The following is a 15,128-nucleotide window of genomic DNA, read 5'->3' on the forward strand; positions in this document are numbered from 1 at the left end:
GCCAAAAACTGTTAAAATTTTAACATAAGCTTATTAATAATAAGACCTAATCACTCTAAACGGATACGAATGAGAGGAAAAACTATGACGACCAAGCATTGCAAACTATTAATTCTCGGATCAGGCCCTGCTGGTTACTCGGCCGCTGTCTACGCGGCTCGCGCCAACCTTGAGCCCGTCATAGTGACCGGTATGCAACAAGGCGGCCAATTGACCACTACTACGGAAGTGGATAATTGGCCAGGTGACCCAGAGGGACTTACGGGGCCAGATTTAATGGTGCGAATGCAAAAACATGCTGAACGGTTTGGTACTGAGATTTTGTTTGATCATATCCATACCGCTGATTTATCCAAGCGACCATTTAAACTGGTTGGCGATAACAGTGAATATACCTGTGATGCATTGATTATTGCGACAGGTGCGTCAGCCAAGTACTTAGGTTTAGAATCCGAAACGGCGTTTAAAGGCAAAGGGGTTTCAGCCTGCGCGACCTGCGATGGGTTTTTCTATCGCAACCAAAAAGTCGCGGTTATCGGTGGGGGTAATACCGCAGTTGAGGAAGCTCTATATCTATCAAACATAGCTGCTGAGGTAACTATTATTCACCGCCGGGATAAATTTAGCAGTGAAAAAATACTTTCCGACCAATTAATTAAAAAATCTAAAGAAGGCAACGTCAAAATTATCTACAATAGCGTCGTAGATGACGTACTGGGTGATAAAACAGGGGTTACTGGCTTACGTATTCGCGAGCGTGATGGTGATGCGACGCAAGACCTTGATGTGGCGGGCGTTTTTATTGCTATCGGTCACACACCAAATACCGATATTTTTGCCGGTCAGTTGGAGATGATTAATGGCTACATCAAAGTAAAAAGCGGTTTAGAAGGCAACGCAACTGCAACCTCAATTCCTGGGGTATTTGCGGCGGGTGATGTCATGGATCAGGTTTACAAACAAGCCATCACCTCTTCAGGGGCTGGTTGTATGGCGGCTTTAGATGTCGAAAAGTTTCTTGAGTCGCAAGAAGGCTAATAAAAGACATCAAATAACCAAGCCTCATCCAGCAGCCTGGTTGTTCCAACCAGGCCTGCACCCAAGCCACAATGACTTTTCACTATAAACTCATTCAACGTTAGATAACGCTATCCAGCCTCATCGAATAGAAGTTTTTGCGCATTAATGTTCGCGGGTAGCGACAAACTTTAGTGTCGGCCAGCGTTCTTCTGTGAGCTGTAAGTTCACTCGCGTTGGGGCAATATACACCAGCTGATCGGCGGCATCGTAAGCGACGTTATCGGTCACCTTATCCAAAAACTTAGCTATTTCAGCTTTATCACCAACGACCCAGCGCGCCGTCGCGACATTGACAGGTTCGAATTGGCAAGCCACGTTATATTCATCGGCCAGACGTTGTGCCACTACTTCAAACTGTAGCACCCCAACCGCGCCCAAAATCAGATCATTATTGGCAATCGGGCGATACAACTGGGTTGCGCCCTCCTCTGAAAGCTGGGTTAAGCCTTTTTGTAAGGCCTTCATTTTCATTGGGTCTTTTAAACGTGCACGACGGAATAATTCCGGCGCAAAGTTAGGGATACCGGTAAATTTTAAGATTTCGCCTTCCGTAAACGTATCGCCAATCTTAATCGTACCGTGGTTATGCAAGCCAATAATGTCACCAGGATAGGCTTCTTCCGCTTGTTCACGTTTGTTGGCTAGGAAGGTAATCGCTTTGGAGATTTTAACGTCCTTGCCAATGCGCACGTGTTTGAGTTTTTTACCGGCCTCGTATTTACCCGATACTATGCGCATAAACGCAACACGGTCACGATGTGCCGGATCCATATTGGCTTGGATTTTAAACACAAAGCCGGTCATTTTTTCTTCGTCCGCTTTCACAAAGCGATCTTCGGTTTCACGGCCTTTCGGTGGCGGCGCATATTGGGCAAAGCCATCGAGCAACTCTTGCAAACCAAAGTTGTTTACCGCTGAGCCAAAAAACACCGGGGTTTGCTTGCCTGCTAAAAATGAGCTCAATTCAAATTCGTGGCTGGCACCGCGCACCAGTTCAATTTCCTCACGCAATTCATCGGCCATACTACCAATCAGTTCATCGAGTCGTGGGTTGTCAAGACCCTTGATGACTTCACCTTCACTCGCTCGCTGACCATCAGCCTGTGCAAACAGACGAATCGTATCACTGTAAAGATGATAAATACCTTTAAAACGCTTGCCCATGCCGATCGGCCAGGTCATTGGCGCACATTCAATTTTTAACACATCTTCGACTTCATCCAACAATTCAATAGGTTCTTTGCCTTCTCGGTCGAGTTTGTTGATAAAGGTTAAAATTGGCGTATCACGCAGGCGACACACTTCCATAAGTTTTATCGTGCGATCCTCTACACCCTTCGCTACGTCGATAACCATTAGCGCCGAATCTACCGCTGTTAAAACCCGATAGGTATCCTCGGAAAAGTCTTCATGCCCGGGGGTATCCAGTAGGTTCATCATCACCTCTTTATAAAGGAACTGCATAACAGATGACGCAACTGAAATACCCCGCTCTTGCTCCATTTTCATCCAGTCCGAGGTCGCACCACGATCAGTCTTGCGACTTTTTACCGCACCGGCCATTTGAATCGCACCGCCGTACAACAAAAGTTTTTCGGTAACGGTGGTTTTGCCGGCATCCGGATGAGAAATAATCGCAAAAGTGCGACGACGGGTGGTTTCTAGAATCAAAGACATGAATTTAATCTACTACTCAAATAATCAAGTTAAAACAAAACAGCAGATCCAACCTTGTTGAATCTGCTGTGCATTATCATCCAGCAGGCCTGCTAATCTTGTGCTTTTCGCTTGGCCTCTTGCGCAAGAAAGTCTTTATGGAGCTCGTCATCCGACAAATCATCTGCACCACCTTCTTTTTTAACCGGCGGCATCAAATCTTGCTTAGATACGCCCAATAGCAACGCGGTATTACTGGCAACATAAATGGATGAGTAGGTACCCACAATAACACCAATTATCAAGGCGGTAGCAAACCCATGAATAATCTCGCCACCTAAGAAAAACAACGCTGACAATACGAGCAAGGTGGTTAAGGAAGTCATTAAGGTTCGCGCTAGCATATCATTGAGCGCTTTATTAGTGACTTCTGCTGGTGTGCCGATTCTCACGGTTCGAAAGTTTTCCCGTATTCTGTCAAACACAACGATGGTATCGTTTAGCGAGTAACCTATAATGGCCAAAATCGCAGCTAATACTGTTAAGTCAAATTGAATTTGAGTCCAGGCAAATACCCCCAGTGTAATCACAACGTCGTGGACGAGTGCTGTGATAGCTCCCAACGAGAAACGATATTCAAACCGTAATGCAACATAGATTAAAATACCAATTAACGCATAAAGCACCGCTAAAGCCCCATCCGTCGTGAGCTCTTCACCAACTTGTGGCCCTACAAATTCGACACGGCGTAAATCAATCAGTTGATCGCTCGCCTGCTGTAAGGCTGCCATCACTTCATTACTTAAGGTTGCTGATGCCATATCGCCACGCGGCGCAATCCGAATCAACACTTCTCGTGATGACCCAAAATGCTGTACTTGCGCTTCTTCATAGCCAGCAGCTACTAGATGGGTACGGATTTCAGTTAAATCCGCACCTTGTGGATAGGTTAACTCGATGATGGTACCACCAGTAAAATCGACGCCTAAGTTAAGTCCCTTGTACCAAAGACCTAATAATGATGCGATGATCAACAAGACTGAAAATAGTACCGCCGGGGTTCTAATTTTCATAAACTTAATCTTGCCGTAGTCCATTGGTGTCGACTGAGCTGTTTCTACTGTGCTGTCTGGGGTCGTTGCGGTTTGTTTAGTCGTCATAGCACTCTCCTATATCCACAACTTGGTGACACGTTTATTACCATAACGCCAATTCACCAACCCGCGAGTTAAGAGAATAGCGGTAAACATAGAGGTCGCGATACCAATACTTAGGGTAATCGCGAAGCCTTTAATCGGCCCCGTACCAAAACTAAATAACACAATAGCTGCTATCAGCGTGGTGATGTTGGCATCGGCAATGGTCACAAAAGCTTTTTCATAACCCGAATGGATGGCATTTTGTATCGAGCCCTTTTTCATTTCTTCACGGATCCGCTCAAATATCAGCACGTTGGCATCAACGGCCATCCCGACGGTTAATACAATCCCAGCAATCCCTGGTAAGGTTAAGGTGGCTTGCAACAACGAGAGCACAGCAACGATTACCACCAAGTTAACGGTTAGCGCCACGTTAGCAATCATCCCAAACGCCTTGTAACGCCAAGCCATGATAATAAGCACCAAAATAAAACCAAAGATCACCGACATTAAGCCTTGGTTAATATTGTCCTGACCCAAGCTCGGTCCAACCGTACGCTCCTCGACAATCTCCATGGGAGCGGCCAAGGCACCGGCACGCAGTAACAACGCTAGGTTCTGTGCTTCTTGTGAACTTGATAGACCGGTGATTTGGAAACGATTGGCAAATTGATCACGAATGACCGCGGCGTTAATAACATCGCGAGTCACGATACGTTCACGTACCAATTCACCATCACGTTCCACGGTTTCAACACGGCTCTCAATAAACACCACCGCCATGCGATTACCGATATTGTCACGCGTGGTTGCCAACATCCGGCGGCCACCTGCACCATCCAGAGTAACACTGACTTGTGGCGAACCCTGTTGGGCATCAATCCCTGATTGGGCATTAATCACGCTTTCACCGGTCACAATCACATTACGCTGTAACAAAATCGGACGACCATCACGGAAGTTAAACAATTGGGTATTCGGTGGTACGGCACCGGTGCGCTCGGCCCGTTCCGCATCACCGCGTTCATCCACTAAACGGAATTCTAGGGTTGCGGTTGCGCCTAAAATTTCTTTCGCGCGTGCCGTATCCTGCACCCCAGGTAATTGCACCACAATCCGCCGCTCGCCCTGTTGTTGAATCACCGGCTCTGCAACACCCAACTCGTTAATACGATTACGAAGCGTGGTGATGTTTTGCTGCAATGCAAATCGCTTGGTTTCAGCAATAACGCTGGAGGCCAAACGCATTTCAACCAGTGCTTGCTCACCCTCGTCTAAGGCACGAGTTTGCAATTCGTTACTCATCTCACGGTTAATGATGACCAAACCTTGGTCACGCGCCTCGGCTGAACGAAAAATAACCCGTAAAGTTTCATCTTGATATTCAACCGTTTGATAACGCACCCGTTCATCACGTAATAGATTGCGCACTTCGTCATCAAAGCGGCGATAGGCACCGGCGACTGCCGCGTCCATATCAACATCCATTAAGAAATGGACGCCACCGCGTAAATCCAAACCTAAATACATAGGCTGCCCACCTACAGCTCGCAATAACCCTGGGGTTGCTGGTGCTAAATTCAAAGCAACCACGGCCTGACGGCCAAACATTTCACGCATTAAGTCGTTGGCTTGTAATTGCGTGTCAACATCATCAAAACGGATCAAATATTGATTACCATCAAAGCTGAGCAATTTGGGTGTTAAACCTGCGGCAATTAAACGCTGTTCAATTTCCTCGGTTGTACGCTCATTAAACTGCCCTGCTTGGGTTGAGGATACTTGTACCGATGGGTCATCACCGAAAAGATTGGGCATTGCATAAGTAATACCCAGCACGACCACGGCAATAATCAACAAATACTTCCATGCCGGAAAACGGTTTGAAATAATCTGACGTTGTGATTCAAACATAAAACAAGCCTTCAGCTAAATTGGGCTATTGAAAGTTAGCTACTAATGGAGTTGTGGCGAAGAAAAAAGGGGCATGAGCCCCTTTCAAACACCAAGCAACAATTACTTGGTTTCTTTAGTCTCGGTTGATGTCGAGTCAGCAGACTCAGCTGCTTGAACTTCAGCTTTAGTATCAACCTTGGCATCTGTATCGGCAGATTTACCGGCAATACCGGCAGTTTTTAAGGTACCTTTTGGCAATAGACGGGCAATATTTTGGCGATCTAATTTAACAATCACATTGGGCGCAATTTCTAGTTCACAAAAAGCCTCATCGAGGTCGCGAATTTTGCCACCAATACCACCGTAGGTTATTACTTCGTCACCTTTTTGAACTTCACCCACTAATTTGCGGTGATCTTTAACTTTTTTCTGTTGCGGACGAATCAATAAGAAATAGAAAATAACAAATAACAAAATTAACGGAATAAGGCCTTCCCAGCCCGCACCACCTGAACCGCCGCCCTCTGCCATTGCATTGCTAATAAAAAAATCCATGCCCTACTCCTTAAAATTCAAAAATAAATAATCGCCGTATTTTGGCACAACTAACCATAAAAATCAGCTTTTTTAATTGCGCTACCCACGCACATCAAGCAAGTCAGCTAAGCGGCGGCACCGATAAACCACGAGCGGCATAAAAATCGACCACAAATTGTTCAAACTGATGATGACTAATTGCGGTGCGAATATCACGCATTAATGTTTGGTAGTAATGCAAATTGTGAATAGTATTTAGGCGCGCACCTTGGATTTCACCGCACTTATCTAAATGATGCAAATACGCCCGGCTATAGTTTTGACAGGTATAACAATCGCATTGAGCATCCACCGGCTCTAAACTGGTTTTATGCACCGCGTTACGAATTTTCACCACCCCAGTATGGGTGAATAAAAAGCCATTACGCGCGTTACGGGTCGGGATGACACAATCAAACATATCAATGCCACGGCGCACGGCCTCAACTATATCTTCTGGCTTACCCACCCCCATCAAATAACGCGGCTTGTCGTTTGGCAACAAGGGTTCGGTGGCATCAAGCACCCGCTTCATATCTTCTTTTGGCTCACCCACCGACAAACCACCAATGGCATAGCCATCAAAACCGATTTGTTGTAATTTTTCAGCCGATTCCTTGCGTAAATCGGCATACATGCCACCCTGCACAATGCCAAACAAAGCGGCTGGATTATCACCATGGGCTTCTTTGGAACGCTGAGCCCAACGCAAGGATAATCGCATCGACACATCGGCTTCAATATGGGTCGCTGGATAAGGGGTGCATTCGTCAAATATCATCACAATATCCGAACCCAAATCGCGCTGAATTTGCATCGATTCTTCAGGCCCCATAAAAATTTTTGAGCCATTAACGGGATTAGCGAAGGTAACGCCTGCTTCGGTAATCTTGCGCATTTTGCCCAGACTAAACACTTGGAAGCCACCAGAGTCGGTCAAAATCGGCCCTTGCCAGTGCATAAAATCATGCAAATCGCCATGAAGCTTAATGATCTCAGTACCCGGTCGAATCGCTAAATGGAAGGTATTGCCTAAAATTATTTGCGCGCCGGTTTGGGTGATTTCTTCTGGCGTCATACCCTTAACCGACCCATAGGTGCCTACCGGCATAAAGGCGGGTGTTTCAACTGTTCCGCGCTCAAATTTCAGCCGTCCACGTCGAGCGCGGCCATCTTGATTATCTAATTCAAATTCCATTTAAATCTTATTCCTGCCTAGATTGTTCAATGCGCTTCCGCCCATGTGCCCCGACTCCTTCGGCTTTTTGCTGCGCAAAAAGAGGCGTCGCTGGAGCACACCGGCTCAGCTCAGAGAAGCTTGGTTAAATACCAACATCGCATCGCCATAACTAAAAAACCGATAGCGTTGTTCTACCGCATGGCGATAAGCATTCATGGTATTGTCATAGCCTGCTAAGGCACTAACGAGCATGATTAATGTCGATTCCGGCAAATGAAAATTGGTCAATAGCACATCCACCTGCTGAAACTGATAGCCTGGGGTAATAAAAATATCGGTATCGCCAGTGTAAGGTCGCAGCTCACCATGCTGGGATGCTGACTCTAAACAGCGTACTGAGGTAGTGCCTACCGCAATCACCCGACCGCCTTTGGCTCTTGCCGCCTTGACCTGTTCAACCAGGCCTGGTTGCACCTCCAGCCATTCCGAATGCATGGTGTGTTGGTTAATGTCATCCACTTGTACCGGTTTAAACGTACCCGCCCCAACGTGCAGGGTGACAAAACCAATATCCGTACCCTTAGCTTTAATTGCGGCTAGGATATCTTCATCAAAATGCAGGCCTGCTGTTGGCGCGGCTACCGCACCAGGCCTGCTGGCATAAACGGTTTGATAACGGTTTTTATCCGCGTCCGTATCAGCACGCTCAATGTAAGGCGGTAGTGGCATATGGCCATAGGCTTCCACCCATTCTAGCGGTGTTTTGGTAGGATCAAAGGTAACTAAAAACAACGCCCCTTGTCGCCCAGTCACTTCCACCTCAAAGGCGTCTTCAATAACTAACTTGGTGCCAGGCTTTGGTGATTTAGACGATCGGATATGACATAAGGCTTGATGATCGCTAATAATGCGCTCGATCAGTAACTCTACTTGACCACCGGTCATTTTTTTGCCAAACAAGCGTGCCGGAATGACCTTGGTGTTATTAAAGACTAGCAAATCATTCGGCTGGATAAAATCCAGAATATCAACAAACTGCTTGTCGTGAAGTGCTGTGCCTTGCAGCACCAACAATCGACTAGCTCGACGCTCAGAGGTAGGTTGTTGGGCAATTAAGGCTTCTGGCAAATCAAAATAAAAATCTTGGCGTTTCAATGGACTTAACCTATGGTCACTGACAAATAAATTGGCGCTATTTTGACCGATTTAAGCTAAAAACACCAGCCAATAAAAATCCAAAGTAGACTTCTGTATGATTCTCATCACCAAAAAAACTGTCCTAGAACCATAAAATAATAACGCGATAATATAGAGTTTTATAAAATCATTAACGCGGGGGACAGACATGTCTCAAATTAATAGGGAGCAGTCAAAATCAAGAATTACCAAGAACCAAAAAATTTTCATTCTTCTTTTTTGTCATAGAGTTTGGTAGCTACTGCCTGCAAAAGGGTAAAGGCAATCTTCGAAGGATTAGAAAAAAAGCGGACTGCCAGTTTAATACAGAATGTATAGCTAGCACTAATGCAGCACGAGCAAGTTAACGAATTGGAATGAATAGCGTGATATTAAGTTATCTTATACCCAAACAGAAAAGACGCAACTGAATATTTTTAACAAATTAATAGCTTATTCAAACATGAGATTTAAATAAGCATACTTTTGAACAACTAATGAGGAAGTAGGCAATTAGATTTTCTGTAAAACACAATTTTTATTTAACTTATGGGTTAATTACAACAAAAGCTTTATCTATAGATGCCATAATTAAGGAGTCTTGTAAAGTGGAGACTTTCCTAAGTTGGGGTTCTTTAATTGATTTATCGAAATTGTATGAGATGTTTTCACACGTCATTCCTTTTTTTAAAAAATTTAAGGAATGACGTAACGTTATAAAAACCTCTTAAACTCAGGCTTCAAAAGACTATGGTTCAGATGAAAATACTTGTTCATTAATCGCCTCTGCCGCTATTTTATTGAAAGCACCGGCCATACGTATATAATCATTTAAGTACCAACCACCGTTAATTTTTTCATATGCAGCTCCTTGATCTTCAATAAAAACTTCTAGTCTAGACTGTCTGTTTTTAATAAAATTTGGCATTTCAAAATAATACAAGAATTCACCCGCTCGAAAGTTATAGTAAGAATTAACTGCTAAGGTTGTTTCATCACAATTTCCTTTTAGGCAATAATTGATTTTTTCCATATTATCTGAAAACCACCATTCAAACTTAACGCCGTCATTATTTTCTTCGACAAACCGCTTCCCATCTTTAAGAAGATCGTTTTTTAAATCTGTTACTGAACCAAGATTTTTATTATCAGCACAGTTAAAATCAAACGTATTACTACAATTCAAATCAGCAAGCGAAGGCTCACTACGGCCAATATGTTCAAGACCATACTCATACATAATTGATCCTGGTGGAAAGATAATTCGCTTAGCAAGTACAACTTCGTCTCTATCAAATTGCCCAAAATAATTTAAGGATGCCATGGAAAAAGTTTTTCCAGATATATCAGTCTCATTAACGTAAGTAATTTTTGCAAATGCTTTTGTTTCCCCTTCATCCGAATAAACGACCAACTCACCATCAACAAACTCAAAAGGATAATCGAAATTTCCAGACGCTCCTTCAAGGTCTGCAATGTTCCCCGGGAAGCAACTTGAAAAATTATTCCCCCTTTTACACCTAATGTCGTAACCCACCCCTTGCGTTGCATCAAAATGAATCTTTGTTATGCCTTCCTCTTTTCCATCTCTATAAATTTCATAAATGAAAGGACTGGTTGTAGTAAATAAATCTAAAAAGTCATTTGTTGAAAGAAATCCTCGGCCTAAACTGATTTGATTGCGCTCTTGCTTGAGATCTAATTGCTCCTGAAGTTTTGTTTCATTCTTAGTGAACTCCTTAACTCCAGCAGTAATTAATGAATTACGGATTTCATCTGCATCATTTTGTAACTCATCCACAGTTGAAGAAGATAAATCCTGACCAACTATAACGTCTAGGTACTTTAAGATTGTTTCCTCAGCAAAGGACTGCTTAGCTAAGCTATCACCTTCTAGTTTTTCAAGATCTTCAGATAGCGAGACAAGCATCCGCGCAATGATTTGTGCGAAGCGATGCGTTTCAGAGTTTTCACCCGAATCACTAATAAAGTCATTTAAAACGCTGGCCTCATCTTTGCTTAATAGCTTTGCAATAGATTTTGTTGCAAAATTTAAATTTACACCTCTAGCAAACATATCTGCCTGAACCATTGTTGTGAGGGGACTAACCACTGCACCTTGACCTGGCGGACTTGTCAGTGAAAAGGAACGTGGAATTAAGTCACCGTTTAAGTCAGTGTCTGTTGTTGTACCTGCAATAGCTTCCACCACAACAGGAAAATTATTAATCTGAGCTTGTGTTACCCCAGTTATGGTATAAGTGCCATCCGCCGCCGTGATAGCTCGCGGTTCGTTATCATCACAGACCATATTTCGATTCAGATCTAAACAGACAGTTGCTTGACCAAGATAACCATCTATCGCAACGCCAGTTATCGATAAAGAATCTGTTCCACCATCACCCCCACCACCTAAACATCCTGAAACTACTAGTATGGGAGCAAATAACAGCGACAGTGTAAATTTATTACGCATAGGATTTTCCTTAATTAATACATAAATACTTATACTAGAACAACACGTAGCGTAACTAATGTTTTCAATCAATTACATAATAGCAATAAATCAATCTTCCGTTTACCAAGCAGACAAACTAATCAAAAATAAATTATTTAGAGTCTTATAGTTTTTTAAATAATTGCACTAAAATTGCACACTATGCATTACTTAAAATCAATGCATTATGAAATAAATAAAATCACTCAACCACTTGTTCTAACAAATCTTTAATTGCGATATCATTAAAAAAAGAAAAAGGGTTTATAAACTCAACCAAAAACCAATCCCTTTCAAACCAGTAAAGTTTATTATTATGCTCAGTAAATATTTGGGCCACAAATCTGCCATCTCTCAAGTATGGCCCCATATCTAGGTAAGAAATAAAGCTTTTACCTTCCACAAAATGTGACTTCACACTTTTAGTTGTATCACTTTTGCAAGTGTTATTTGTGTTTCTATCACAATAAAAAATTGTTTGCAAATCTTCAGAAAACCAAATTAGATTATTATTAGCAGCCTCTCCTTTTGTTCCTTCTTTTGGAAGAAGCATTTTATGGCCTATAACATTGGTTTCATTATCAAAAGTATGATCATTTTCAGCAGCATCTTCACACTGGTACCATGATGATTCTTTATTATCACAAATTTTCTCATAAGAGGCATTTTGATCATTAAGGTCAGGGCCAATCATTGAACGCCACATAAAATCAATACGCTTTGCACCCTCAGAAAAATTAATTTCTTTTGCGTGAATATTTTCGTTAAAACTTTTGGCCGCTGGATCAAGTCCGCCTAATGTTGTCTGAAGCCCAGACAGGTCATATGAGTTAAACCGTGCAACCTTATGCAAAATACGGTCAGCACCATCAACTTTAACTTTGAATAAATTACTTTCTACTTCATAGTCATAGTCATTTGTATCATCTTTCCGCACAGGTTGATCTAGTTGTATGCAGCCATCTAACCCATTTATTGTGCAGTCTCTTGTAAAGACACTTCCAGAAAAGTTGTCCTCAGGAAAAAAGGAAACTTTCCTTACAGTGTGTCCACTACCATCATACCAAACCTGAAATATTCCATCACCATTGCCATAGTCGGATAATAGCTGTTCAAATAAAACCTCACTAACTCGACTTCTAATTTCGATACGATTTTTTTGATCAGCAATTAGATCATCTACATTTAAGCCCTCAACTAATGTCAAAGAAGCTTGATCAACTATGATCTGAATCTCATCAATAGTAGGTCGTGATTCATTACTAATTTTTTTAATTAGACCCAAAAAACCCTTTGACTGGCTTAGAACCAGTTCATTTACAGAGGATGTAAGATACTGCTGATCCTCTTCATTTGTTATTTTATCTTTTAATTGGTCCTTTAACCTGGCTTGAAGACGGACAAGCGATTGTGCGGCAACGTGCGCCTGTATATTTCCAGAAACAATAAAGTCACCTATTATATTGTTTCTATTGTCGATGCTTGAGTCATTAAAGACTAGGCCAGCCACCATTGTTTGCGCATCTTCCAACCTAAAGCCATCATGTACTTTTAAACCGGCAAGGCTGGTTAAAGGACTCACTACTGCACCTTGACCTGGCGGACTTGTCAGTGAAAAGGAACGTGGAATTAAGTCACCGTTTAAGTCAGTATCTGTTGTTGTACCTGCAATAGCTTCTACAACAACAGGAAAACTATTAATCTGAGCTTGTGTTACCCCAGTTATGGTATAGGTGCCATCCGCCGCCGTGATAGCTCGCGGTTCGTTATCATCACAGACCATATTTCGATTCAGATCTAAACAGACAGTTGCTTGGCCAAGATAACCATCTATCGCAACGCCAGTTATCGATAAAGAATCTGTTCCACCATCCCCCCCACCACCTAAACATCCTGAAACTACTAGTATGGGAGCAAACAACAGCGACAGTGTAAATTTATTACGCATAGGATTTTCCTTAATTAATACATAAATACTTATACTATAATAACACACAGCGTAACTGATTTTGTCAATTAATTACGTAATACTGATAAAGCTATCTTATGCTTACTAAGTAGATAAACTAATGAAAACTTTCAAAATTAACATACATCACCACTGCCCGCGCAACTTTACAAGTCCTTCATGTACTGTGAACTTGGTTGATACTGAACTTAATAAGCATCATAAAAAAACTCACCGAAGATCAAAAATGAGCTTTAGTGTCTTGAATTCAGGGGGACAAAAAACAGGCATTAAATTTCTCATGAAATATACGCGCTAAATTTAGGATTGGGTTGATGAGGAATTATGAGTTAGTGTTCAACAACAGCCTAGAGGCTGTTGTTGAAATGAAAACACAAACAAGTGACTGCATTAAAAAACGAAAAGATTACTGTAGTTTTCCATTGATTACAGCAGGCAGCAGCCCCTCATAAGATGGGATATCGAGCCTGTTATCTAGTAAAGTTGTGTCTACATTATTTGGTATTTTACCGGGAAGATCAACTAAATTTAACTCACTACAATCTTTAGCATCAACGGTATCTAATATTTGTACTAACTCCCAAGCCTTTACAACATATTTAGGTTCATCGTCTCCCGATTTAGTTAATTCAACGCCGTCTTTTAAAACTGCCGGAAATGGAAATTCAAAGTTTAGGACTTTTAGGTCTTTAAAGGGGAACCCCCATAGGTTTCCATTTCCCGAGTACTCTAGAAAGAATGTATCGCCATCATATTCATCATCCTTAGATGGATTTCGCGACATCGATTTTGAATCAAACTCAAGCGTAAACTTTTTGGGCGCTTCAAACGTAATAGCTTCTCCAGATTCATTTGATACAATATAAGGTTGCTGCAAATTATTTTCTTCGTCTCTATTTTCAACAGTTTCTATTTTAACAGGCGTTTTGATTGCATTACCAGTAACATAATCTATCTTGAACACCTCTTCATTTTCTGTGGGCACTACACCATCCTCTGTCCATATACCCCAGTAACCTATGTAACCATGCTTATTATTGTATATAAATGGGAATCCTGTATTGACCTCAACTTCATTACCTGTTGCTTTTTCATAAACGCCATATTCCAGAACAGCAGTACTTACCACGTCCCTCGCTAGACAAGTTAAATCACCATTTAAACCAGAAATGTTATTTGCAAAATTATTACCGTTTTGAACTTTTACTCGATTAGATGTGATATCTTCATCCCAAACCAATCCATAATATTCTCTTTCATTTTCATTGTCCGAGTCCCAAGATTCCATTGTAATTGCTAAACCATTACGCCCTTTAGGATCTTTTAAAATTTTCGCAGCAGAGGTAAATATTTCATCATCAATAGGTGTAGACTCGAAATATTCAACAAGCATTTGACCATCATCCCGTTCGCTTGAAGGTATTGCTTTAATAAAACCACCACCAACCTTTTCGCCTACAATGCCATCTGCATCTTGCGCGTACAGATCCCAACGAAGTGTAAAATCTTGAAGTGGCTCTGCCTCAGTAGGCTCTTGCGTAATGGTAGCGAAGGCCTTAATTAAAACCAATGAATCTTCACTCAGAGACCAATTTGGTATCCAAGCTTCAATTTGTTGCGGGGTTGTATTAGAGTCACGTTCTGAATTGACAATAACAAGCTGCTGACTTTGACTTCTATCGCGATACCATGGAATATCTGATCCGCATCTATTAAAATTGATTAGAGCCGTATATACGCCTTTGTTTAGCATGTCTTGTGCATTAACTTGATCAACCATACATAAAATAGTATTGACGCTGTTTAAAGCATACGTACCTGGAGTAAAAGTATAGGCAATTTGTTGTGCTTGGCTATAGTCGGTACTTTCACCACGGAAATCAGCATAGGACTGGGAGGAAATCATTATTAAAAATGAGCTTGCTAAAAGTGTATATTTAAATTTCATAACCTGTTTAC

Annotated in this window: 10 protein-coding genes; 1 reads left to right on the top strand and 9 read right to left on the bottom strand. The window is 42.0% G+C overall.

The genetic code is table 11. The annotated features are described in order from the left end of the window. Positions 1–84: 84 nt before the first annotated feature. Positions 85–1,038, top strand: coding sequence for a thioredoxin-disulfide reductase (gene trxB, locus THICY_RS05035; protein WP_013835528.1), 954 nt, complete (start codon positions 85–87; stop codon positions 1,036–1,038). 144 nt (positions 1,039–1,182) lie between these two features. Here trxB and THICY_RS05040 read toward each other — a convergent pair whose 3' ends face one another. The 9 genes from THICY_RS05040 to THICY_RS05080 all read right to left on the bottom strand — a co-directional run bounded on the left by THICY_RS05040 (position 1,183) and on the right by THICY_RS05080 (position 15,117). Continuing rightward, the gene (locus THICY_RS05040) at positions 1,183–2,757 is read right to left on the bottom strand and encodes a peptide chain release factor 3 (protein ID WP_013835529.1); all 1,575 of its coding nucleotides are present in this window, start codon (positions 2,755–2,757) and stop codon (positions 1,183–1,185) included. A 92-nt stretch (positions 2,758–2,849) separates the two neighbouring features. Continuing rightward, positions 2,850–3,896, bottom strand: coding sequence for a protein translocase subunit SecF (secF, locus tag THICY_RS05045; RefSeq protein ID WP_013835530.1), 1,047 nt, complete (start codon positions 3,894–3,896; stop codon positions 2,850–2,852). Positions 3,897–3,905: 9 nt separating this feature from the next. Beyond that, on the bottom strand, positions 3,906–5,789 hold the full coding sequence (gene secD, locus THICY_RS05050; RefSeq protein WP_013835531.1) for a protein translocase subunit SecD: 1,884 nt from the start codon (positions 5,787–5,789) through the stop codon (positions 3,906–3,908). Between the two features lie 102 nt (positions 5,790–5,891). Then, entirely contained in the window at positions 5,892–6,326 is a 435-nt protein-coding gene (yajC, locus tag THICY_RS05055) for a preprotein translocase subunit YajC (protein WP_013835532.1), read from the bottom strand. A gap of 103 nt (positions 6,327–6,429) precedes the next feature. Next, on the bottom strand, positions 6,430–7,545 hold the full coding sequence (tgt, locus tag THICY_RS05060; protein WP_013835533.1) for a tRNA guanosine(34) transglycosylase Tgt: 1,116 nt from the start codon (positions 7,543–7,545) through the stop codon (positions 6,430–6,432). A 105-nt stretch (positions 7,546–7,650) separates the two neighbouring features. Beyond that, positions 7,651–8,682 carry a tRNA preQ1(34) S-adenosylmethionine ribosyltransferase-isomerase QueA gene (queA, locus tag THICY_RS05065; RefSeq protein ID WP_013835534.1) on the bottom strand — a complete coding sequence of 344 codons (1,032 nt, stop codon included), beginning with the start codon at positions 8,680–8,682 and terminating at the stop codon, positions 7,651–7,653. A 769-nt stretch (positions 8,683–9,451) separates the two neighbouring features. Further along, positions 9,452–11,179: a hypothetical protein gene (locus THICY_RS05070; RefSeq protein ID WP_013835535.1), complete on the bottom strand. Its 1,728-nt coding sequence runs from the start codon at positions 11,177–11,179 to the stop codon at positions 9,452–9,454. Positions 11,180–11,402: 223 nt separating this feature from the next. Beyond that, complete coding sequence (locus tag THICY_RS05075) at positions 11,403–13,148, bottom strand: hypothetical protein (protein WP_013835536.1); 1,746 nt, start codon at positions 13,146–13,148, stop codon at positions 11,403–11,405. Between the two features lie 427 nt (positions 13,149–13,575). After that, positions 13,576–15,117, bottom strand: a complete 1,542-nt coding sequence (locus THICY_RS05080) for a hypothetical protein (RefSeq protein ID WP_013835538.1) — start codon at positions 15,115–15,117, stop codon at positions 13,576–13,578. Positions 15,118–15,128 lie beyond the last annotated feature (11 nt).

The sequence above is a fragment of the Thiomicrospira cyclica ALM1 genome, assembly GCF_000214825.1.
Classification (GTDB): Bacteria; Pseudomonadota; Gammaproteobacteria; order Thiomicrospirales; family Thiomicrospiraceae; genus Thiomicrospira; species Thiomicrospira cyclica.

Excerpts from the sequence above, each read along its gene's own strand:
- THICY_RS05075 (WP_013835536.1), bottom strand. The coding sequence starts at position 13,148 with ATGCGTAATAAATTTACACTGTCGCTGTTGTTTGCTCCCATACTAGTA.
- THICY_RS05070 (WP_013835535.1), bottom strand. The coding sequence starts at position 11,179 with ATGCGTAATAAATTTACACTGTCGCTGTTATTTGCTCCCATACTAGTA.
- THICY_RS05040 (WP_013835529.1), bottom strand. The coding sequence starts at position 2,757 with ATGTCTTTGATTCTAGAAACCACCCGTCGTCGCACTTTTGCGATTATT.
- secF (WP_013835530.1), bottom strand. The coding sequence starts at position 3,896 with ATGACGACTAAACAAACCGCAACGACCCCAGACAGCACAGTAGAAACA.
- tgt (WP_013835533.1), bottom strand. The coding sequence starts at position 7,545 with ATGGAATTTGAATTAGATAATCAAGATGGCCGCGCTCGACGTGGACGG.
- THICY_RS05080 (WP_013835538.1), bottom strand. The coding sequence starts at position 15,117 with ATGAAATTTAAATATACACTTTTAGCAAGCTCATTTTTAATAATGATT.
- secD (WP_013835531.1), bottom strand. The coding sequence starts at position 5,789 with ATGTTTGAATCACAACGTCAGATTATTTCAAACCGTTTTCCGGCATGG.
- yajC (WP_013835532.1), bottom strand. The coding sequence starts at position 6,326 with ATGGATTTTTTTATTAGCAATGCAATGGCAGAGGGCGGCGGTTCAGGT.
- trxB (WP_013835528.1), top strand. The coding sequence starts at position 85 with ATGACGACCAAGCATTGCAAACTATTAATTCTCGGATCAGGCCCTGCT.